At 65.1% G+C, this 21,653-nt stretch carries 21 protein-coding genes; 10 read left to right on the top strand and 11 right to left on the bottom strand.

The annotated features are described in order from the left end of the window. The first annotated feature begins 66 nt into the window (after window positions 1-66). Together B3349_RS04880 and lapB are read left to right on the top strand one after the other, a co-directional pair. Window positions 67-378: a LapA family protein gene (locus tag B3349_RS04880; RefSeq protein WP_291586891.1), complete on the top strand. Its 312-nt coding sequence runs from the start codon at window positions 67-69 to the stop codon at window positions 376-378. Then, a complete protein-coding gene (gene lapB / locus B3349_RS04875; RefSeq protein WP_291586889.1) occupies window positions 368-1,540 on the top strand; it encodes a lipopolysaccharide assembly protein LapB in 1,173 nt (390 codons plus the stop codon). The genes B3349_RS04880 and lapB overlap by 11 nt, the downstream gene beginning before the upstream one ends. A 140-nt stretch (window positions 1,541-1,680) precedes the next feature. On the opposite strand, the gene B3349_RS04870 is transcribed toward lapB, so the two are convergent. Continuing rightward, window positions 1,681-2,139, bottom strand: coding sequence for a BON domain-containing protein (locus tag B3349_RS04870; RefSeq protein ID WP_291586887.1), 459 nt, complete (start codon window positions 2,137-2,139; stop codon window positions 1,681-1,683). 222 nt (window positions 2,140-2,361) lie between these two features. Here B3349_RS04870 and B3349_RS04865 point away from each other — a divergent pair, with 222 nt between their 5' ends. Genes B3349_RS04865 through B3349_RS04855 form a run of 3 tightly spaced genes read left to right on the top strand, consistent with a single transcriptional unit; the run spans window position 2,362 to window position 5,744 of the window. Continuing rightward, window positions 2,362-4,068: a SulP family inorganic anion transporter gene (locus B3349_RS04865; protein WP_291586885.1), complete on the top strand. Its 1,707-nt coding sequence runs from the start codon at window positions 2,362-2,364 to the stop codon at window positions 4,066-4,068. A 55-nt stretch (window positions 4,069-4,123) separates the two neighbouring features. Beyond that, a complete protein-coding gene (locus B3349_RS04860; RefSeq protein ID WP_291587231.1) occupies window positions 4,124-4,882 on the top strand; it encodes a GGDEF domain-containing protein in 759 nt (252 codons plus the stop codon). Between the two features lie 10 nt (window positions 4,883-4,892). Beyond that, window positions 4,893-5,744, top strand: coding sequence for a MinD/ParA family protein (locus B3349_RS04855; protein ID WP_291586884.1), 852 nt, complete (start codon window positions 4,893-4,895; stop codon window positions 5,742-5,744). Between the two features lie 300 nt (window positions 5,745-6,044). On the opposite strand, the gene B3349_RS04850 is transcribed toward B3349_RS04855, so the two are convergent. Both B3349_RS04850 and B3349_RS04845 read right to left on the bottom strand, forming a co-directional pair. Continuing rightward, on the bottom strand, window positions 6,045-6,458 hold the full coding sequence (locus B3349_RS04850) for a DoxX family protein (RefSeq protein WP_291586883.1): 414 nt from the start codon (window positions 6,456-6,458) through the stop codon (window positions 6,045-6,047). 27 nt (window positions 6,459-6,485) lie between these two features. Further along, entirely contained in the window at window positions 6,486-7,187 is a 702-nt protein-coding gene (locus tag B3349_RS04845; protein WP_291586882.1) for a pirin family protein, read from the bottom strand. 133 nt (window positions 7,188-7,320) lie between these two features. Between B3349_RS04845 and B3349_RS04840 the strand changes: the two genes are divergently transcribed. From B3349_RS04840 to B3349_RS04820, 5 genes are all read left to right on the top strand, one after another. Beyond that, entirely contained in the window at window positions 7,321-8,289 is a 969-nt protein-coding gene (locus tag B3349_RS04840) for a LysR family transcriptional regulator (protein WP_291586880.1), read from the top strand. Between the two features lie 60 nt (window positions 8,290-8,349). Continuing rightward, complete coding sequence (locus B3349_RS04835) at window positions 8,350-9,453, top strand: NAD(P)/FAD-dependent oxidoreductase (RefSeq protein ID WP_291586879.1); 1,104 nt, start codon at window positions 8,350-8,352, stop codon at window positions 9,451-9,453. A 62-nt stretch (window positions 9,454-9,515) separates the two neighbouring features. Further along, the gene (gene gluQRS / locus B3349_RS04830) at window positions 9,516-10,523 is read left to right on the top strand and encodes a tRNA glutamyl-Q(34) synthetase GluQRS (protein ID WP_291586877.1); all 1,008 of its coding nucleotides are present in this window, start codon (window positions 9,516-9,518) and stop codon (window positions 10,521-10,523) included. Beyond that, window positions 10,480-11,232, top strand: coding sequence for a tRNA (guanosine(46)-N7)-methyltransferase TrmB (gene trmB / locus B3349_RS04825; protein ID WP_218332486.1), 753 nt, complete (start codon window positions 10,480-10,482; stop codon window positions 11,230-11,232). The genes gluQRS and trmB overlap by 44 nt, the downstream gene beginning before the upstream one ends. A 32-nt stretch (window positions 11,233-11,264) precedes the next feature. Then, window positions 11,265-12,290: a GGDEF domain-containing protein gene (locus B3349_RS04820; protein WP_066534553.1), complete on the top strand. Its 1,026-nt coding sequence runs from the start codon at window positions 11,265-11,267 to the stop codon at window positions 12,288-12,290. Window positions 12,291-12,359: 69 nt separating this feature from the next. On the opposite strand, the gene B3349_RS04815 is transcribed toward B3349_RS04820, so the two are convergent. The 8 genes from B3349_RS04815 to B3349_RS04780 all read right to left on the bottom strand — a co-directional run bounded on the left by B3349_RS04815 (window position 12,360) and on the right by B3349_RS04780 (window position 21,556). Next, on the bottom strand, window positions 12,360-13,607 hold the full coding sequence (locus B3349_RS04815; protein ID WP_291586875.1) for a GGDEF domain-containing protein: 1,248 nt from the start codon (window positions 13,605-13,607) through the stop codon (window positions 12,360-12,362). A gap of 14 nt (window positions 13,608-13,621) precedes the next feature. Continuing rightward, the gene (locus B3349_RS04810) at window positions 13,622-14,707 is read right to left on the bottom strand and encodes an ABC transporter substrate-binding protein (protein WP_291586874.1); all 1,086 of its coding nucleotides are present in this window, start codon (window positions 14,705-14,707) and stop codon (window positions 13,622-13,624) included. A gap of 228 nt (window positions 14,708-14,935) precedes the next feature. After that, window positions 14,936-17,560 carry an alanine--tRNA ligase gene (alaS, locus tag B3349_RS04805; protein ID WP_291586873.1) on the bottom strand — a complete coding sequence of 875 codons (2,625 nt, stop codon included), beginning with the start codon at window positions 17,558-17,560 and terminating at the stop codon, window positions 14,936-14,938. Window positions 17,561-17,742: 182 nt separating this feature from the next. Then, window positions 17,743-18,408 (bottom strand): glycerol-3-phosphate 1-O-acyltransferase PlsY, encoded by a 666-nt coding sequence (plsY, locus tag B3349_RS04800; protein WP_291586872.1) that lies wholly within the window; start codon window positions 18,406-18,408, stop codon window positions 17,743-17,745. Between the two features lie 94 nt (window positions 18,409-18,502). Next, window positions 18,503-19,000 carry a Cys-tRNA(Pro) deacylase gene (gene ybaK / locus B3349_RS04795; RefSeq protein ID WP_291586871.1) on the bottom strand — a complete coding sequence of 166 codons (498 nt, stop codon included), beginning with the start codon at window positions 18,998-19,000 and terminating at the stop codon, window positions 18,503-18,505. A gap of 166 nt (window positions 19,001-19,166) precedes the next feature. Then, window positions 19,167-20,225: an aldo/keto reductase gene (locus tag B3349_RS04790; protein WP_291586870.1), complete on the bottom strand. Its 1,059-nt coding sequence runs from the start codon at window positions 20,223-20,225 to the stop codon at window positions 19,167-19,169. A 95-nt stretch (window positions 20,226-20,320) separates the two neighbouring features. After that, window positions 20,321-20,650, bottom strand: coding sequence for a hypothetical protein (locus tag B3349_RS04785; RefSeq protein WP_291586869.1), 330 nt, complete (start codon window positions 20,648-20,650; stop codon window positions 20,321-20,323). A 24-nt stretch (window positions 20,651-20,674) separates the two neighbouring features. Further along, window positions 20,675-21,556, bottom strand: a complete 882-nt coding sequence (locus B3349_RS04780; protein ID WP_291586868.1) for an ABC transporter substrate-binding protein — start codon at window positions 21,554-21,556, stop codon at window positions 20,675-20,677. Window positions 21,557-21,653: the final 97 nt, after the last annotated feature.

Below are 21,653 nucleotides of genomic sequence, written 5' to 3'. Positions count from 1 at the left end.
CATGCTGCGCCGGCTCAAAAAGCGCAGCGAAGGTTCTAGAATCAGAGCGTCACTACAAGGGCGCGCATGAAATACCTGTTGTGGCTGCTCAAGGCAGCCATTTTTTTCACCCTCTTCGCCTTCGCGCTGAACAACCAGCAAGAAGTCACGGTGCATTTCTTCTTTGGCACGCAATGGCGAGCCCCTCTGGTCCTGGTGGTACTGTCTGCCTTCGGCCTGGGCCTGATTGCCGGGGTGCTCGGCATGGTGCCGCGTTGGTGGAAGCACCGCAAGGCTGCGGCCCACGCCCAAAAGCCAGTCCCTGCGCCCGCCAATGCCGAGACGCCAGCACCTGTGACCTCTTCCGACACCATTTCCTCGAGCATCCATGGAATTTGACCTCAGCTGGATCCTGCTGGGCCTGCCGCTGGCCTTCATCCTGGGCTGGCTGGCTTCGCGCCTGGACCTGCGCCAGATCCGCGCAGAAAACCGCCAGGCACCCAAGGCCTATTTCAAAGGCCTGAACTTCCTGCTCAACGAGCAGCAGGACAAAGCCATTGATGCCTTCATCGAGGCTGTGCAGAACGACCCCGACACCACCGAGCTGCACTTTGCGCTGGGCAATCTGTTCCGTCGCCGCGGCGAATACAACCGCGCCGTGCGCGTGCACGAGCACCTGCTGTCGCGGGCAGACCTGAGCACCTCCGACCGCGAACGTGCCCAGCACGGTCTGGCCCAGGACTTTCTGAAAGCCGGCCTGCTGGACCGTGCCGAAGAAGCCCTGCGCCGTCTGGAAGGCACGCCCTACGAGACCGAGTCCCGCCTGGCACTGCTGGCCATCTACGAACGCTCACGCGACTGGCCACTGGCCGCCGACATTGCCCGCCGCATGCAGACCGCCAACCAGGGCGACTTCAGCGCCCGCCTTGCCCATTACCTGTGCGAGCAAGCCAGCGAGAAAGCCGCCCACGCCCAGCTGGAGCCCGCCATGGACCTGCTGCATGAGGCCGTGGCCATAGCCCCCCAATCCATCCGCCCACGCATTGAACTGGCCAAGGTGCTGCACCGCCTGCAACGCTCCGACGACGCCTTCCAGTCCCTGGTCACGCTGTCGCGCGAAACACCACAAGGCCTGCCACTGGCCGCACCGCTGCTGCTGGAAGTGGCGGCCGCCAGCGACCACACCGCCGATGCCGCAGCCCTGCTGCGCCAGCACTACCAGCAAACGCCGTCACTGGACCTGCTGGACGCCTTGGTCGCCCTGGGCGCAGCCCCGGCATCCTCCCAAGACGGCGACGCCCAGGCCGATGCCCGCAGCTGGTATGTGCAGCATTTGACCCGCGAACCCTCGCTGGTCGCAGCCACCAAGTGGCTGGCAGGCGAAAAGCTGGAGCAGGAACAGTTCCACCCCGCCGTGCAAAAAGCGCTGGACCATGCCAGCAAGCCGCTGCTGCGCTACCGCTGTGCCGCCTGCGGCTTCGAAGCCCGCACCCATTTCTGGCATTGCCCCGGTTGCCAGAGCTGGGACAGCTACCCCGCACGCCGCGTCGAAGAGCTGTAACTCCTCCCCTTGCCAGATGCCCGGCCACGGCGGCTGGGCTGGACTTGGACTAAGCCATGAAAAAAAAGCTGCGATGCATCGCAGCTTTTTTTGCTGCTGCACCGGCATGCCGGTGCAGCAAGGGGCAAGGCAGACCTAACTCAGCCCGCCTTCACGGTCAGGTTGTTGGCCACCGAACTCACCCCCTGCACCGCCTTGGCGATATCGCCAGCGCGGTCCTTGGCCGCCTGACTGGGCGCCTCTCCCGTCAGCGTGACCACACCGTCCTTGGTGTCCACATTGATCTTGATGGCACTCAGCTCGGAGTCCTTGATCAGGCCCGCATTCACCGCGGCCGTGATAGAAGCCGAGTCGGCTGCCGAGACCATGGCATTGCCGGCGTCCTTTGCGGCATCCTTGGCCGCATCCGCGGCATTGGTGGCGGCAGCGGAGGCATTGGCCGCCGCGTTGTCTGCTGCCTTTTCGGTGTTGGCGATGGCGCTGTCGAGCTTCTGGCCTGCGGTCTGTCCCTCGTCAGCAGCCTTGTTGCAGGCCGCCAGGCCAAAGGCCAGGGCCGAAACGGCAATGATCTGCACAATGCGTTGGGTCGATTTATTCACGGTGTCTGCTCCTTCGTTCTGACAGTTCATCGGAATGGCGCAAGGCCATGCCAACCTACTCTACGTGGTTCCCACATGGCCTGGAGTGAGGCGCACTCTCAGCGGCGCGTAGGACAAACCCTGACATGACCGATGAATGGCGCTATCTAATTCCATAGCAACAGCTGCACTCCAGCCCGGCGCGCATCAGCGCTTTGCTGTGAAACCACGCACAATCGGGCCATGCTGACCTCTCTCGCCCGCTACTTCCCTTTTCTGGCCTGGCCCCGGCCCACCGCCACCTTGCTGCAAGGGGAGTTCTGGGCCGGCCTGACGGTCGGGCTGATGCTGCTTCCCCAGGGCGTTGCCTACGCTGCGCTGGCAGGCATGCCGCTGATCACCGGCATTTATGCCTCCATCGTCCCGGCCCTGGTGGCGGTGCTGTTCAGTGGCTCACCCCGGCTGGGCGTCGGCCCTACCGCCCTGAGTGCGCTGCTGATCGGTGCTTCGCTGACAGGACTGGCCGAACCCGGGTCCGCCCACTGGGTGCTGCTGGCAGCCTGGATGGCCATCCTGGCCGGTCTGGTCCAGGCCGTGCTGGGACTGGTGCGTGCCGGCTGGCTGCTCAACCTGGTCACCGCGCCGGTGCTGACCGGCTTCACCCAGGCGGCCGCGCTGCTGATCCTGGCTTCCCAGCTGCCAGCGGTGCTGGGCCTGCGCAGCACCTGGAGTGCCGTCTGGAACACGCCCTCGCTCCAGCACTTTGACGGACATGCCATTGCCTATGGCATGGGCAGCATTGCGCTGCTGGTGCTGACCAAGCGCTGGCGCGCTGCCTTTCCGTCGGCGATTGTCATCATCGCCCTCACCGGCATCGTCAGTTGGGCCACCGGGTATGCCGATGCCGGTGGCGATGTGGTAGGCCATCTGCCCAGCGGCCTGCCGCACCTCACATGGCCCGGCATGCTCAGCTGGGAGGAATTCAGCGCGCTGATCCTGCCGGTGCTGGTGATCTCGCTGGTCAGCTTCCTGGAAACCGCATCCAGCGCCCAGGTCGAGCACCAGCAGGCTGGCACCCGCTGGAACGAAAACCAGGACCTGATCGCCCAGGGCCTGTCCAAGATCAGCGCTGGCCTGTTCGGCAGCTTTGCCACCAGCGCATCGTTCTCGCGCTCGGCCGTCAATCTGCTGGCTGGCGCCAAGACCGGGTACTCCAACCTCTTTGCCATCCTGCTGGTGGTGGTGGTGGTGCTGTGGTTCATTCCCGCGCTCTACCATGTGCCGCAGGCAGCGCTGGCGGCCATCGTCATCACGGCCGTGGTCAACCTGATCAAGCCCCGGGCCATCCTCTACCTGTTCCAGATATCCAGGGTGGAAGGCTGCATTGCCTTGGCCACGCTGCTGCTGACGCTGCTGACAGCACCGCAGATGTACTGGGGGGTGTTTGCCGGCATTGTGCTGAGCCTGGGCTATTTCCTGTACCAGCGCCTGCATCCCCGCATCATCGAAGTGGCGCCCCATCCCGACGGCAGCCTGCGCGACCGCCATCTGTGGCAATTGCCCGCCATCGCGCCGGAGGTGCTGGCCCTGCGCATGGATGCGGAGCTGGATTTTGCCTCCGCACAGTCGCTGGAGCGCCACATCACCGACCAGCTGGCACAGCGCCCGGACATCCGCATCCTGTATCTGGCCGCCTTGCCCATCAACCGCATCGATGTGACAGGCGTCGAAATGTTCGTGCGGCTGCGGCGGTCCTTGCAAAAGCAGGGAATTGCCCTGCATATCGGCGGAATGAAACTCCCCGTGGAACAGATACTGGTACGTGCCGGAGCACTGGTGCCCGGCGATGACCTGGTGCTGTACCGAACCGATGCCCAAGCTCTCTCGTCCCTGGCCCCTTCCACTCCGACGCCAAAAACGTCGGTGCCGCCAGGGTATGCGCGAGGCTGATACACTCCCGTCACACTTTCGAACAATTTTCGTGACTGGATCTAAGGCTTTCCCCATGGTGTCCCTGCAGGATCTGCAACTGGAAGCTGCGCGCGCACTGGTAGGTGCCGGCCAGCTGCCTGCAGACGCTGAGCCTGCTCGCTATCTGCAGGCCCTCATTGACGGTCTGTGCGAGCTGTCGCTCAAAGATCCACTCACCGGTCTGTCCAACCGCCGCCAGCTCTTCAAGGTCATCGACTGCGAGCTGGACCGCGTGGCCCGCTCGGGCGAAGCAGCCCTGCTGCTGATGTTGGACATCGACCATTTCAAACACATCAACGACGCCCATGGCCACGTGGCGGGCGACCAGGTGCTGCAGGCCGTGAGCCGTGTGCTGGCCGACAGCGTGCGCCCCATGGACACCCTGGTGCGCTTTGGTGGCGAAGAATTCGCCATCATCCTGCCGGCCTGCCATGCCGCATTCGGCAAATCGGTGGCCGAGCGCATTCGCCGCGCCGTCGAGGCCGTGCGCGTGCCCATCTCTCCCACCCAGGAGCTGCAGGTCACCGTGAGTGTCGGCGGCGCCTTCGCGCTCCAATGGATCCGCAGCACCCGCAAGCTGTGGCTGGAGCGTGCGGACCAACAGCTCTACCGCTCCAAAAGCGGCGGTCGCAACTGCGTGCATATTGAAGAACAACCGGACAGTACCGTTTCTGCAGAAGAAAAAAGCTTACTATTTGGACCTTTGACCCACATGCCGTCCACTTGGGCGGATGTTTCCGAAGATGCCGCGGCGTGGAACGCCGTGGATGAGCCTGCCGGCAGCGTCAACTGAAAGCAATAAGATGAGCGACGTGCTGTCCCCCCCTTCCCCGCTAGCCACTGCCCAGTCCACGCATGTACCTGCTTCGCGTGGTTCGCGTGCGCACATCATTGCCATCACCAGTGGCAAGGGTGGCGTCGGGAAAACCTTTGTTTCCGCCAACCTGGCGGCCGCCCTCACCCGCCACGGCCTGCGCGTGCTGGTGCTGGATGCCGATCTTGGACTGGCCAATCTGGATGTGGTGCTGAACCTCTACCCCAAGGTCACGCTGCACGATGTGTTCACCGGCAAAGCCACGCTGGACGAAGCAGTGATCACCGCTCCAGGCGGCTTCTCGGTGCTGCTGGCCGGCTCCGGCATGGTGGAATACTCCCGCCTGACTCCGGAAATCCGCAACCAGCTGATGCATGTGATCGACACGCTGGCGCCGCGCTACGACGTGGTGCTGCTCGACACCGGCGCCGGCATTTCGGACGTGGTGCTGTTCTCCGTGTCGCTGGCGTCCGAAGTACTGATCGTGGCCACGCCCGAGCCCACCTCGTTGACCGATGCCTACGCGGCCATCAAGGTGCTGACTACGCAGCAAAAGCGCCACAACATGCGTCTGGTGATCAACCAGGCCGCACGTCCCGGTGATGGTCGTGCCATCACCGGCCAGTTGCAGCAGGTGCTCAACCGCTTTGTCAGCACGGAATCCGGCAACCCCATGCGTTTGATCCACATGGGCGACATCCCCGCCGACAAGGCCGTGCGCGAGTCGGTGATGCGCCGCCAACTGCTGCTGCACAGCATGCCTGGCTGCCCAGCAGCCCTGGCCGTGGCCCAGCTGGCCAACAAGATCAAGACCATGCTGACCCCGGTGGAGTACGCCTGAGCAGCGTCCAGCCCCGGCGCTCACGAACAACGGTGCAGTCATCTGCACCGTTTTTTATTGCAGCAGGCTGAAGCACGCCGGAGCCTTTGGGCGGTGCGGCATGTCGGACTGCCATCGGTGGCGCCGGCACCGATGGCCGGTTCTGCGTGGCGTTTCCGCGGGAGACCATGCGCTCCGGCCATCAGTCCATTGCCCATCAGCAGGCTTTTTGTGCTGCCGCCCATGCAACAAAAAAGACGCCCAGTGGGCGCCTTTGGCAAGTGGGCCACACCGCCGCACGGCGGCATTGCGCGGCACAGCTTACAGGGTACGACGGCGACCATCCACACTGAAGGCGCCCGCACCGAAGGCGGCAAAGGCCAGCAGCCCCCCCACCACTGCCACGTTCTTGTTGAACAGCAGTTGTTGCATGCCCGCCTGATCGGCCGGCAGCCCCCAGTAGGCGTGGAAGAAAAAGCTGGCCACCAGCGTAAAGAACGCAAGCACCAGGGCTGCCCAGCGTGTGCCCCAGCCCAGCAGCAAGGCGATACCCCCGACCAGCTCGATCAGCAGACCGATGCCGACGGCCACGGTGGGCATGGGCATGCCCATGGCTGCGGCATAGCCCACGGCCCCGGCAAAGCCGCTGATCTTGCCGAACCCGGCGGGGATGAACAGAAAAGCCATCAAGATGCGCCCGACCAGCGCAAAGACGTTCTGAGAAGAATTCCACATCATGTTGCGTGCTCCTAGTTGTACCAATCAGGCTGCCAGATCAAACACCAGGACCTCGGCCTCGCTCGCCTGGTCCAGCGTCAGGCTTGATTCATTCTCAATAAGCGCAGCATCCCCACTTGTCAGCTTTTGTCCATTGATGGACACCGCGCCCGAAACGACAAACACATAGGCCTTGCGCTGGGCATCCAGGGCCTGGCTCAGTGCGGTAGACCCATTCATCAGCGTGGCGTAGATGCGGGCGTCGGCATTGAGCTGCACGGAGTTCTCCGCACCTTCAGGCGATGCCACCAGGCGCAGGATATTGGTTTTCTCTGCATTGGTGAAGTGCTTTTGCTCGTAGCCAGGCTCCATGCCCTGGCGCAGCGGCAGCAGCCAGATCTGCAGGAAATGCGTGGTCTGGCCGGCTGCATGGTTGTGCTCGCTGTGCACCACGCCGCTACCGGCGGTCATGCGCTGGACCTCGCCCGGCACAATCACCTGCTCGTTGCCCATGCTGTCCTTGTGCGAGAGCTCGCCCGACATCACATAGCTGACGATCTCCATATCGCGGTGGCCATGGGAGCCGAAACCGGTGCCGGGAGCGATGCGGTCTTCATTGATGACACGCAGATTGCCCCAGCCCATGTGGGCCGGATCGTAGTAGCTGGCGAAGGAAAAGCTGTGCCGGGACACCAGCCAGCCATGGTCGGCGTGGCCCCGGTCGGCGGATTTGTGGATGCGGATCATCGCGGTGCTCCTTGTGTGAATGGCGGGCTGCGCGCTGTTGTGCAACCCATGGATGTACTGTAGGGCGGGGACCGCTGCAGGGGGCCCCATGGGTTTGATGGCATCATTCAAATCTTTTGCATCCTGCACTGCCATGCCCCAACCCCGCGACGTGCTCACCCCCGACAGTCTGTCCATGCTGCAGGTGATTGCCGACACCGGCAGCTTTGCCGCCGCCGCGCGCACGCTGGGACTGGTCCCCAGCGCCCTGACCTATCGTGTGCGCCAGATGGAAGAAGCGCTGGATGTACTGCTGTTCGACCGCCGCTCGCGCCAGGCCCAGCCCACCGAAGCCGGTCAGGCCCTGCTGCAGGAAGCCGACCGCCTGCTGCAGGACATGGACGCCGTGGCCCACCGCGTCAAGCGTGTGGCCACCGGCTGGGAGCCACAGCTGACCATCGTGGTCGACGGTGTGATCCACCGTGCCACCCTACTGGATCTGGTCGAAGCCTTCTACGCCTTGCACCCTCCAACGCGCCTGAAGCTGGTGGAGGGCATTCTGTCGGGCACGTTGGAGACCCTCACCTCCGGCCGCGCCGACCTGGCCATCGGCGTGAGCGTGCAGTCCAGCGACACAGCCAGTCTGCAGACCCGCGATCTGGGCGACATGATCTTTCGCTTTGCCGTGGCGCCCCACCATCCGCTGGCCAATGCCACCGAACCCATCGACGACGAAACCCTGCTGGCCCACCGGCTGATCGTGGTGGCGGACTCCGGCGTGCGCGACGCGGCCAGCGTGGGCCTGCTCGGCGGGCAGGACACCCTCACGGTGGGCAGCATGCCCGCCAAGATCGAGGCGCAGATCCGCGGCCTGGGCTGCGGCTTTCTGCCCGACAGCATGGTCGCGCCCTATGTTGCAGCCGGCTTGCTCCGCGTCAAGGACGTCGCCCGCCCCACGCGTAATATGCGGCTGCGCTATGCGTGGACACCTTCGGCGCACACCCGCCCCGGCCGGTCCCTGCAATGGTGGCTGGAACAGCTGGAAAGCCCCACCACCCGCAACGCCCTGCTGGACCATTCACGGCACCCCCACCTGCCCGGCGGCGGGTCGGATGCAGTGTAGAGTGTGAACCGGAGTGCACGCCCAGCGCCGCGCACCCCATACCCATAACGGAGACTCTCCATGCCGCGCAACGCAGCCTACGACACCCCTCTGCCCGCTCCCTCCCGCCCCTATCACATCGCCATCATCGGCGCCGGCATGGCCGGTACCGCATGCGCCCGCACCCTGGTGCAGGCCGGCTTTCGCGTTTCGATCTTTGAACAGGAAGCCCAGGCTGGCGGCCGCATGGGCCATATCGACACCGCCAACGGCAGCTTCGATGCCGGCGTGCAGTTCTTCACTGTGCGCGACCCGCGCTTTGCCCAGGCACTGGATGTGACCGTGCCGGGTCTGTGCCGCCCCTGGAGTGCCACCACCATCGTGGTGCTGGACGAAACCGGCAAGAAAGTGGCCCGGCCCAACGGCAAGGAACACCACTGGGTGGCCTGCCCCGGCATGGGCGATCTGGTGCGCACCTGGGCCGCCCCCCTGGAGCGCCACGGCATGCTGCACACCCGCACCCAGGTGCAGGCGCTGGAACGCGACCGCCTGCACCCGGACCAATGGCAGTTGCGCGTCTCCAGCCCGGATGACGCCCCCAATGTCTACGCCGGCTTTGACGCCGTGGTGCTGGCCATCCCTGCTCCGGCAGCCACCTTGCTGCTGCGTGGCAGCGGCGTGCAAAGCCCGTTGACCCTGCCGCTGTCGGAAGTGGCAATGGAACCCTGCTGGACCATGATGCTGTCCTTCCCCCAGGCCATGCAGCCCGGAGTGACCACGCTGGGGCCGGACTGGAACGTGGCCAGCAGCACCCACCACCGCATTGCCTGGCTGGCACGCGAATCATCCAAGCCAGGCCGCTCCCTCAAGGAACGCTGGACCGTGCACGCCAGCGCCGAATGGTCGCTCAAGCACCAGAATGACAGCCCGGCCCGCGTGCTGGCCAAGCTGCACAAGGCTTTCACCGAAGTGACGGGCATCCGCGTGCAGCCCAGCCATATGGATGTGCGCCTGTGGCCCCACGCGCGCACCACCACCCCGCTGGGCCAGTCGTTTGCCTGGGACTCGCACGAGCAGTTCGGCGTCTGCGGCGACTGGTGCGTGGGCATGCGGGCCGAAGACGCGTTCCTCTCCGGCCTGGATCTGGCGCTGGCCATTGCCGATCAGGTGGACAATCCAGCCTGACCTCCTGCGGCCTGCGGGCCGGCACCCTGTGATGGTGCCGCCTGCCAGGCCTGTGCCCGCACATGCCTGACTCTGCCTGCCCACCTTCGGCCGCACCCTACTGCGGCCGTTTTGCCCCCTCCCCCACCGGCCCGCTGCACGCGGGCTCGCTGGTCGCCGCACTGGCCAGCTGGCTGGACGCCCGTGCCCATGGTGGTACCTGGCTGGTGCGCATCGAAGATATCGACCCACCGCGCTGCCAACCCGGCGCCGACCAGCACATCCTGCAGCAACTGGCCCAGTGTGGCCTGCACCCTGATGCCCCCCCAGTCTGGCAGTCGCAGCGCCACGCACACTACGCGGCAGCGCTGGAGCAGCTCCGGCACAGCGACCTGGCCTATCCCTGCGGCTGCGGAAAGCGTGACCTGGAAGCCGCGTGGGCGGCCCAAGGCGTGGTCCATGTGCGGCATGTGGAGCGCCCTTACCCCGGAACCTGCCGCCACGGCCTGCGCGGCAAACCGGGACGCAGCTGGCGTTTCCGGCTCGATGAATATGTGCGGAACTGGCCCGCCCAACTGGCGGCTGGGGCGGCACCGGCCGGCTTTGCACTGGAAGATGGCTGCCTGCACTGGCAGGACCGGCGCCTGGGCCCGCAAACCCAGCGCCCCGCCGAAGCCGTGGGCGATTTCATCCTGCAGCGCGCTGACGGCCTGTATGCCTACCAGTTGGCCGTGGTGGTGGACGATGCGCTGCAGGGCATCACCCATGTGGTGCGCGGCGAAGACCTGACCGACAACACCCCTCGCCAGATGCTGCTGCAGCATGCCCTGGGCGTGCCGACACCGGCCTATCTGCACACGCCACTGGTGCTGATGCCTGATGGAGAAAAGCTCTCCAAGCAGCATGGGGCCACACCGCTGGATCTCAGCGACCCATTGTTTGCGCTATATCAAGCCGCCTCTGTACTGGGCTTGTCGCCCGTGGAGAGCCCCGCGACAATCCCGGACGCCTTGCACACATGGGTCCTGAATTGGCAGGGCTTTTACAATGCGGCCCGTGACCGATACTCCTCATACCCCCGCTGCCCCTGATGCAGCCCCCACCCCGCAAGGCCAGGCGCCTGCCGGTGTGCTCCACCCCAAGACCATCCGCAGCTTCGTGCGCCGCACCGGCCGTGTGACCACCGGCCAGGCCAAGGCGTTTGAAGACCTGGGCCCCCGCTATCTGCTGAACTACCAGAACGCTCCGCTGGACGCGCAGGCCGCCTTTGGCCGCACCGCGCCACTGATTCTGGAAATCGGCTTTGGCATGGGCGAAGCCACGGCACACATTGCCCGTGTGCGCCCGGATGACAACTTCCTGTGCTGCGAAGTACACGAGCCCGGCGTGGGCGCCTTGCTCAAGCGCATTGGCGAGCACGACATCACCAACATCCGCATCCTGCAGCACGACGCGGTGGAAGTGTTGGAGCAGATGCTGCCCGAAGGCTGCCTGGACGGCATCCACATCTTTTTCCCGGACCCCTGGCACAAGAAAAAGCACAACAAGCGGCGTCTGATCCAGAGCGCTTTTGTGGCCAAGTTGACCGCTCGTCTGAAAGTCGGTGGCTATATCCATTGCGCCACAGACTGGCAGCCTTATGCGGAACAGATGCTGGAAGTGCTGGACGCCGAACCGCTGCTGCGCAACACTGCCGAAGGCTATGCGCCGCAACCCGACTACCGCCCGCTGACCAAGTTCGAAAACCGCGGCCTGCGCCTGGGCCATGGCGTGTGGGACGTCGTTTTCCGCCGCGTATAGCACCCCCAGTTCATTGAGTCCAACAAGGCAGCATGCAAATTCTTCAGAACCTGGTTGAGATGACCGGCCACCGCGATCACGTGCGGTTGGAAGTGTCGGTACTCTCCACCATGCAGCAGCTGCCCCATGTGACCAATGTGCGCGCGCTGGAGCTGTCCGAGCAGGCCGAAGGCACCCTGATCCGCCCCCGCACTTGGCTGCAGGACGGCGAGATCCTGTCTTCCGACTGCGAAGCCTCCAGCGACCAGCGTGGCCAGCCCCTGCACACGCTGCCACCGCTGGCCGAGTGCATCCAACAGGCCCGCAGCAGTGCCCGCCACAGCGATGGTCCCCATCACCATGTGCTGTGGCTGCCGGTGTGGATGCACAACAAGGCACGCACCTGCCTCGAAATCACCCAGTCCCGCCCTTTCAGCACCCAGCGCATCGAGGTGCTGCAAGGCATCTTCCGCGTCTACCAGAACTACCAGAGCCTGCTGGACTACAGCGAACGCGATGCACTGACCGGCCTGCTCAACCGCAAGACCTTTGACGAGCAGTTCATCCGCTTTGCCAGCCTGGAAGCCAATGCCAGCGTCGCCGCTGCGCCGCACAGCCTGAGCGACGAAGTCCCCCAGCAGTGGCTGGCGGTCGTGGACATCGACCACTTCAAGCAGGTCAACGACCGTTTCGGCCACCTGTTTGGCGATGAGGTGCTGATCCTGGTGGCCAATCTGCTGCGCGCCTCGTTCCGCACCCAGGACCGCATCTTCCGCTTTGGCGGTGAGGAGTTCGTGATCCTGCTGCGCGCTGCCTCGCTGAAGGAAGCGCACCAGGTGTTCGAGCGCTTTCGCAAGACCGTGGAATCCCACGCCTTCCCACAGCTGGGCCAGATCACCGTCAGCCTGGGCTTTACCAGCACGCGCCTGTGCTCGCCGGTGGAAATCCTGGGCCAGTCCGACCAGGCCCTGTACTACGCCAAGCAGCATGGCCGCAACCAGGTCTGCCATTACGAAAGCCTGGTGGCCGAAGGCGCCCTGGGCCACCAGGTGGCACACGACGACGTCGAGCTTTTCTAGGCCTCTCCCGCAGCCTCCTGGACCGCCAATCCGCTGCTTTTCCAGCAGCGCCACCGGGACTGCTGTACCTTACAGCGCCATGCGAATGCAGTTGCGACCATCGGCCTTGGCCTGGTAGAGCATGCTGTCGGCCCGCCCCAGCAGGCTGCTCAGCGTCTCGCGCCCACGCAGCTGGGCAATGCCAAAGCTGGCCGTCACCTCCAATGCCATGCCCTGCACCAGCACCGGGCTGGTGCGCACGAAATCGGCCAGCCGCTGCGCCGATTCCAGCGCCTCGCGGGCCGTGGTTTCCGGCATCACCAGCAGAAACTCCTCGCCCCCGTAGCGCGCCACCCAGTCCACCTGGCTGCGCAGATGGGTGTGCAAGCGCGACGCCACCTCCCGCAGCACAATGTCTCCCACGCCGTGGCCATGCTGGTCGTTGATGGCCTTGAAATGGTCGATGTCCACAAACACCAGCGACAGCGGCCGGCCATATCGCAGGCTGCGTTCCAACTCGGACGGCAGGCGCTCGTCCAGTGCCCGGCGGTTGAGACAGCCCGTCAAAGCATCCATCAGCGACAGGCGCTTGACCTCATCCACCAGCACTTCCAGCTTTTGGGTGCGGTCGGCCACCAACCCGTCCAGATTGTCGATGTAGCTGCGCAGGTCGCCTTGCAGCTGCAAAAAGCCCTGGACCACCAGGTCAATCTCGTCGGATTGTGCGCGCTGCGGCCGCTGCAGCTGCAGCGGCTTGCTCAGCGCGTTGGGCTTGAGGCCGGCGGCAAAGCGCGCAATCTGGGACAGCGGCTGGCGCAGCTCGCGCCCCAGCAGCCAGGCCACCATCACACAGATCAGCAGCGTGAACAGCGCATAGCCAAGGGTCACGCGCAGCGTGGACTGGGCCATGGTGGACAGAAAGTACTGCGGGTCGGCCCAAATCTCCATCACCCCCAGTGCAATCGCCTGCCCGTCCGGCGGCATGATCTGCACCGTCACGGTGGCCGGCACGTCCCGCACATTCCGGCCGCTGCTGAACTTCTCGCCCGTGGCCAGGGCCTGCACCTGCACCTGGGCCACCTCCGGCAGTGCGCCCATCCAGTCGACCTGTTCGCGCACGGCCTTGGGATCGATGTCCCACAGCGCCATCGACAGATTGCGCATACTGTTGTCCGCCAGCAGGCGCATGGAACGCTCGAAGCTGGCCTGCTCATGCCGGAACTCGATCCAGGCATGCAGCCCGCCCAACGCCAGCATGCAGCCCAGCGACAGCCAGACAATGCGCTGGATCAGCAGCGTGGAAATGGAGCGAAAGCGCGTGGTGTCTGCAGACGACATGAATAGGCCGCGGGCTAGCGCAGCAAACGGCCGATGTCGAAGTCGTAGTGCTTCAGCTTCGGCTGGTGAAACTTGCTGAAGGCCTTGAAGTCCACACGTGTCTGTACCTGTACAAAACGTGACTCGAAGGCCGGAATATTGGTTTCGTTCAGCAGCATGAACATGGGGTAGTGCAGCTCCAGCCCCTCGGAGGCGAAATCGATGCCCCGGAAGTGGTCGTAGAGCATCACCAACGCCCAGGCACCCGCCAGAAAGTGGCCACCGGCAAGCGCCGTCAACTCGCCACGCTTGCGGGCATCCAGAGCCTCCTGCGAGGTGTTGATGCCGCTGAACAAGGCATCCTTGCCAGGAGTGCCGCCTTGCTGCCGCCAGGCCTCCATGGCTCCAAAAGCCATCTGGTCGCTGCCGGCCCAGACCAGGCGGGCATCGGGGTAGCGCTGGTACAGCACCTTGGCCTGCTCGTGCGCCCGCTCGCGCAGCCACTCGCCATAGACCTGCTGGGTGAACACCACCTCCTTGGCTTCCCGCACCGCATGCAGCATGCCCTTGTTCCGTGCCGCCGAGGCGGTGGTGGAGCGGTCCCCGGCCAACGCCATGAAGTGCAGCTTGCCGTCAGCGCCCCGCAACTGGGGCATGGTGCGCGCCTTCTGAATCAACGCCCGGGCGGTCATGTAGCCCGCATCTTCCGCACGCGGCTCCATGCTGCCCAGCCAGAACGGATAGCGCTCGCGCGGGCGGCCGGTCTGGGCATGCAGATCCTCGGGGATGCCGCTGAACACCATGAACACCGGAATCCCGGCGCCTTCCAGCGAGCGCAGGATTTCCGGGGCCACGCTGTAGTCGTTGGTGACCACCAGGTAGTCCGGCTTGCTGCGCGCCGGCCGCTGTGCGATCTCTTTGGCCAGCGTGATCGGCATCAGCCGGTTGCGCTCGGCATAAAGGATCTCCAGCTCCATGCCCAGGCTGCGTGCCGACTGTTGCATCACCTGCGACACCGTCACCCAGTAGCCCTCGCCGCTTTTTCCCGGATTGATGAAGGTCACGCGCTGCGCCGCCGCCCCCGTCGCGACGCCCAGCAGCAGCGCAATGCATGCCGTCACGACACGCAAAGCGGCCCACCTTCCGCACTGGCGCAGACAGTCCTGTGTCTTCCGACATCCCAGCGCAAAGCAGGCAATCAATGGCATCGTGGAGTTTCCTGGCGCGTGCGGCCCCATTCCGGGCCATCACAGCAAAACCCAGAACGATAACGAAAAAAGCCCGCGCATGGCGGGCTTTTTCATGCATGGCCGGAAAACAGGGTTTTCCACTGCCGCAGCGACGATGTTTTACAGACGCTCGGACACCCAGGCCTGCACCGATGCCAGAGCGGCAGGTACTGCCGCCGCATCCGAACCACCGGCCATCGCCATGTCGGGCTTGCCGCCGCCCTTGCCGCCCACTTGCTGGGCCACAAAGTTCACCAGCTCGCCAGCCTTGACCTTGGCGGTTTCGGCCTTGGTCACCCCGGCAGCCAACTGCACCTTGTCGCCGTCCACGGCCGCCAGCACGATCACGGCCGCGCCCAGCTTGTCCTTGAGCTTGTCCATGGTGTCGCGCAGGGTCTTGGCGTCGGCGCCATCGAGCTTGGCCGCCAGCACCTTGACGCCGTTGATATCGGCGGCCTGCGTGGCCAGTTCATCGCCCTGGCTGGAAGCCAGCTTGCCCTTGAGGGCGGCGATTTCCTTTTCCAGCGCCTTGATCTGCTCCAGCGCACCGCCGATGCGGTGGGTCAGCTCGGCAGCGGGTGCCTTGAAGGCCGCCGCTGCCTGGTCCACGGTAGATTCCAGCGACTGCAGATAGGCCAGCGCATTCTCGCCCGTCACCGCTTCAATACGGCGCACGCCTGCGGCCACCCCCGATTCGCCCACCACCTTGAACAGGCCGATGTCGCCCGTGCGGTGCACGTGGGTGCCGCCGCACAGCTCGCGGCTGGTGCCGATGTCCAGCACGCGCACGGTTTCGCCGTACTTCTCGCCGAACAGCATCATCGCGCCGGTCTTCTGGGCGCTTTCGATGTCCATCACGCGGGCATCGGTGGCGCTGTTGGCCAGTACTTCGGCATTCACGCGGGCTTCGATCTCGCGGATCTGCTCGGCCGTCACCGGCGCGTTGTGCGCAAAGTCGAAACGGGTGCGCTCGGCATTGACCAGCGAGCCCTTTTGCTGCACATGGCTGCCCAGCACTTCGCGCAATGCCTTGTGCATGAGGTGGGTGGCCGAGTGGTTGCGCACGGTGGCAGCGCGCAGCTGGGTATCCACCTGCGCCTGCACGGCGTCGCCCACCTTCAGGCTGCCGGCCGCCAACTGGCCATGGTGGCCAAACACATCGGCCTTGATCTTTTGCGTGTCTTCCACGGCAAAGCGTGCGTCGCCGGCGGCGATCACGCCCTGGTCGCCCACCTGGCCGCCGGATTCGGCGTAGAACGGGGTGGTGTCCAGCACCACCACGCCAGACTGGCCGGCCTGGAGCTCGTTCACGCTGACGCCATCGGCGTAGAGTGCCACGATCGTGGCCGGCTCTGCCAGCTTGTCATAGCCGGTGAAGGTGTTGGCAGCGCCGGTGTACTCCAGCGCACGGTCCATCTTGAACTTGCCGGCCGCACGGGCCTGGTTCTTCTGCTGCTCCATGGCCGCATGGAAGCCGGCCTCGTCCACCGACAGACCACGCTCGCGCGCCACGTCGTTGGACAGGTCCAGCGGGAAGCCATAGGTGTCGTGCAGCTTGAAGGCCACATCACCGGGCAGCACCTGGGTGCCGCCTGCCAGCGCGCTGTCCAGAATTTCCATGCCGTGGGCCAGGGTTTCGAAGAAACGCTCTTCCTCGACCTTCAGCACCTCCGTGATGCGGGCTTCCTGCTCGCGGATCTTGGGATAGGCATCGCCCATGGTGGCGACCAGGTCCTTGACCAGCTTGTGGAAGAACGGGGTCTTCTGACCCAGCTTGTACCCGTGACGGATGGCGCGGCGCACGATGCGGCGCTGCACATAGCCACGGCCTTCGTTGGAAGGGATCACGCCGTCGGCCACCAGGAAGGCGGTGGCACGGATGTGGTCGGCAATCACCTTCAGCGAAGGGTTTTCCAGATCGGCGGTATGCGTCTCGCGGCCGGCCGCCTTGATCAGGTGCTGGAACAGGTCGATCTCGTAGTTGCTGTGCACATGCTGCAGGATGGCCGCCAGACGCTCCAGGCCCATGCCGGTGTCCACGCAGGGCGCAGGCAGCGGCTTGACATTGCCCTGCTCGTCCATGTCGAACTGCATGAACACGTTGTTCCAGATTTCGATGAAACGGTCGCCGTCTTCATCGGGCGAGCCGGGAGGGCCGCCAGCAATATGTGGGCCGTGGTCGAAAAAGATTTCCGAGCAGGGGCCGCAGGGGCCGGTGTCGGCCATCATCCAGAAGTTGTCGGACTTGTAGCGGCCGCCCTTGTTGTCGCCGATGCGGATCACGCGCTCGGGCGGCAGGCCGATTTCCTTGGTCCAGATGTCGTAGGCCTCGTCATCCTCGGCGTACACGGTGGCCAGCAGCTTGTCGGCCGGCAGCTTGTAGACCTCGGTCAGCAGTTCCCAGGCCCACTTCAGCGACTCGCGCTTGAAGTAATCACCGAACGACCAGTTTCCCAGCATCTCGAAGAAGGTGTGGTGGCGGGCGGTGTAGCCCACATTCTCCAGATCGTTGTGCTTGCCGCCGGCGCGCAGGCAGGTCTGCACGCTGGTCGCACGGTTGTAGGGGCGCTTGTCCGTACCCAGGAACACGTCCTTGAACTGGACCATCCCGGAGTTGGTGAACATCAAGGTGGGGTCGTTGCCCGGCACCAGCGGGCTCGATTCCACGATGGTGTGGCCCTTGGATGCGAAAAAGTCCAGAAACGTCTTCCGGATGTCGGCAACGGAGAAAGTGGGAGTGCTCATGGATATGGGGGTTTCGGTGTGCCAGGAGCCGAATTGCTTGCTACGGCACGGAACAACCTTTGATTATAGGTTTGGCCCACCGCCCTCCGCCTGCACCGCGGCATTCCCGCGACGCCCTCACCAGCAAAAAGCCCCGCAGCGCGGGCTGCAGGGCTTCGGTGTGGGGTGGCGAAAGGCGTGGCTCAGTGTTTGGCGGCCTTGCCCTTGGCGGCAGAGGCCTTGTCTTTCTTGCTGCCGATCTTGCTCTCCTGGCCTTTGAGCAGGCGGCCGATGTTCTGCGCATGGCGCCACAGCAGCAGGGCCGACATGGCGATGATGGCTGCCAGCAGCGGCTTTTCTGCCGCCCACAGGCTGCCGTCCAGCAGCACGTAGTACACCGGTGCGGCGATGGAGGCGATCAGTGCCGACAGCGAGGAATAGCGACTGATGACCGCCACCGCCAACCATGTCAGCAGCACCAGCAGACCCAGCCAGCCGCTGATGCCCAGCAGCACGCCCAGCGCCGTGGCCACGCCCTTGCCGCCCTTGAACTGGAAGAAAACCGGGAACAGATGGCCCAGGAACGCCGCAATGGCCACCAGCGCCAGCGTGCCTTCTTCCAGCCCGAACTGCGGGCCGGCATATTTCACCAGCACCACGGGTACAAAACCCTTGAGCGCATCCAGCAGCAGCGTCACGGCCGCCGCCTTCTTGCTGCCTGAGCGCAGCACATTGGTGGCGCCGGGGTTGCCGCTGCCATAGGTGCGCGGGTCGCTGAGGCCGAAAGCGCGGCTGACGATGACGGCAAACGACAGCGAACCGATCAGGTAGGCGAGCACGGTGGCCAGGGAGGGAAGCAATGCGTTCAAGAGAGAAATCCTTGCCTGCCCTCCAAGGCAGGCGGCTGGTATTTGTTGTTTTTCCGGTTTTGGCGGGGCCGGCCAGGGCCGTTCCGCGAAGGGCTTATTGTGCCAGCGCGCACTGCACCGGCTTGGCGTCCAGCAGCTCCACACAAACCCGGGGGGCGATCTGTACCAGGAAACCACGGCGCCCACCGTTGATGGCGATGCGCGGCAAATCCAGAATGCTGGACTCGATATAGACCGGCATCTCCTTGCGCGTGCCAAACGGCGAAGTCCCTCCCACCAGATAGCCGCTGTGGCGATTCGCCACTTCGGGCTTGCAGGGCTCCACACTCTTGGCGCCGATCTGGCGCGCCAGATTCTTGGTGGACACCGTGCAGTCGCCATGCATCAGCACCAGCAGCGGTCTGCCATCCTGGTCCTGCATCACCAGGGTCTTGACCACCGCATGTTCATCCAGCCCCAGCTGGCGCGCCGATTCGCTGGTACCGCCATGCTCCACGTACTCATACGGGTGCTCGGTGAACTCCACCTTGTGCGCCTTGAGCAGCTGGGTGGCCGGGGTTTCGCTCACATGGGCCTTGTCTTTTTTTGCCATATTCTCTGAATGGATAGCCTCGCCTCCCACACGCCCGACAAGCGCGTGGAAGACCGATGGGACCAGGGGCGGTGGCCCTGCGGACACCGCACAGCACCCGGCCCTCTCCTCCAGCAGCACAGGTGCAGAAGGAAAAGAGCGCCGCTTCAGCGGGCGTAGCGCCCGGTCACTGCGCCGGGTCGCGGTGCTGCCAGCGGATGGCGTCGATCTGCGCCAGCAGCTCGGCAGGCAGCTGCGTGCCCCAGATCGCCAGGTCTTCGTCGAGCTGCGCCAGGCTGGTCACGCCAATGATGGTGCTGGCCACCTGCCACTTGGTGTAGCAGAACGCCAAGGCCATCTGCGACGGCGTCAGGCCGTGCTGGCGGGCCAGCGCGTTGTACAGGCGGGCCACGGGTAGTACCTCGGGGCGGCCCCAGCGCTGCTTGCGCACCGATTCGTATTTGGCAATGCGGCCCTGCGGGGAATCCGGCGCCTGCGTACCCATGGCGTCGTACTTGCCGGACAGCAGGCCCACGCCCAGCGGCGAATAGGCCAGCAGTCCCACGCCCAGGCGGTGGCAGCTTTCGTCCATGCCGTTTTCCCAGCTGCGGTTCAGCAGGCTGTAGGGGTTTTGCACGCTGGCGACGCGTGGCAGGCCATGCTCCTCGGCCAGGCGCACAAACTCATGCACGCCATAAGGCGTTTCGTTGGACAGCCCCACATGGCGGATCTTGCCCTGCTGCACCAGCTTGGCCAGCGTTTCCAGCTGTTCGCGGATCGGGGTTGCGGAGTTGTCCTTGGCCGGCTCGTAGTACAGCGCGCCGAAGGCAGGCACATGGCGCTCCGGCCAGTGGATCTGGTAGAGGTCGATCACATCGGTCTGCAGGCGGCGCAGACTGCCTTCGCAGGAGGCCACGATGTCGGCACTGCTCAGACCCGTGCCTTCGCGGATCCATGGCATGCCGCGCGACGGCCCGGCCACCTTGCTGGCCAGCACCACCTTGTCGCGCTGGCCGGGGTTGGCCTTGAACCAGTTGCCCAGAATGGTCTCGGTCGCACCGTAGGTGGCTTCGCGCGCCGGCACGGCATACATCTCGGCCGTGTCCCAGAAATACACGCCACGCTCCAGCGCACGGCTGAGGATGCGGTGGGCGTCCACCTCGTTCACCTGCTCTCCAAAGGTCATGGTGCCCAGGCAGATGGGGCTGACTTTCAGGCCGCTGCGGCCCAGTTCGACATGCTGCATGCTTGCTTTCCTGCTCTTCACAATAGAGTTCAAGTGTAAGGAGCTGGCAGACCGGTTGCAGACAAACCGGGCGGAATCCGTACCACGGGGTGGCTTCAGGGGGCGGCCTGGGCCTGTACCAGTGCCTGCTCCGCGAGCTGGCGCGCACGCCGGTAGTTGTTGCGTGCCGTCTCGCTCCAGATGGCCTGCAGCCGCTCCCACTGGGCATCGGCCGGGGCGCCTGCCGCCGCCAGCCATTGCCGGCTGCCCGCCTCCACGGCCGGCAGCACCGGCGTATAGGCCACTTTGCGGGCCGATGCCAGCAGTGCTGCACCCTGCCGACTGGCCCGCCCGCGCAATGCCCGGTCTGCGGCATGGATGGCGTGGGTCGCAGCCTGCAGCTCGGCCAGGGGTTCCGTCACCACCAGGTCAAACAGCCTGCTCACCAGCTGGTAGCGCGTGCTGGAGAGCTACACATCAAACTGCAGGCGCGAACGCTGGGCCTGCAGGTAGGGATCCGGGTAGCCCGCGGGCATGTGCAGCACCGCGGCCGGCAGCACCGGCAGGCGGTTGATCCGGGGGTCCAGCAACAGCTGCTGCCCCGGCGGCGACAGGGTGAAGGCCATGAAGCGCTTGGCCTCGTCCGGGTTAAGCGCTCCGGCCACCAGGCCGATACTGGCCGGCAGCACCGGAGCCATGGTGGCGTAGGCGAAATCCACCGGCATGCCGGAGTACTTGGCCGCCAAGCCGAACGCGTCGATCACCAGGCCGGCACCATAGCTGCCACGCGCAATGCCCCGGGGCACGGCATAGCTGTCAGGAGTGATCTCCGCCGCGTTGCCCGCCAACTGCAGCAGCAGCGCCCAGCCCTGTTCCCAGCCCAGGCCCTGCAGCATGCTTTCCACCATCAGGTGGGTGGTGCCGGAGCGTGAAGGCGCGCTCAGCACCACATGGCCGGCATAGGCGGGCTGGGCCAAGTCCTGCCACTCCTGGGGCTCCCGGATCTGGCGCTGGCGCAGATAGTCGCTGTTCCACATGACGCCGTAGCCCGACAGCGACTGGCCAAAATAGCGTCCGCTCGCATCGTTGAGCGCATGCGGCCCCACCTTGGCAGGCACCTGGGGGTTGCGCAGCTCGGGAGCAGGCTGCAGCAGCCCTTTGCGCGCCAGCAGCACAAAGGCTTCGATGGACGAGGCCCAGACAATGTCCGGCCGCTTGCCCGCTGGGCGCTGCTCCACCTCGCGCAACAGCTCTGCGGTGCTCTTGGCCACGATCTCCAGGCGAATGCCCGGATGCTGGCGTTCGAACGCCACGCGGTAGGCCCGCATCATTTCCTGCGACAGCGAGGTCACCACCGTCACCGTCCCGGCCTGTGCCAGTGCCGGCGGCCAGCCGCTGCACAGGCACAGAAAAAGGGCCGCAGCCCATCGAAAACTGGCAAGCTTGACT

Source organism: Comamonas sp. UBA7528 (assembly GCF_002479375.1).
Taxonomy (GTDB): Bacteria; Pseudomonadota; Gammaproteobacteria; order Burkholderiales; family Burkholderiaceae_C; genus Comamonas.
The sequence above is the reverse complement of the archived record's forward strand: the minus strand, read 5'-3'. Positions and strand labels throughout refer to the sequence as shown.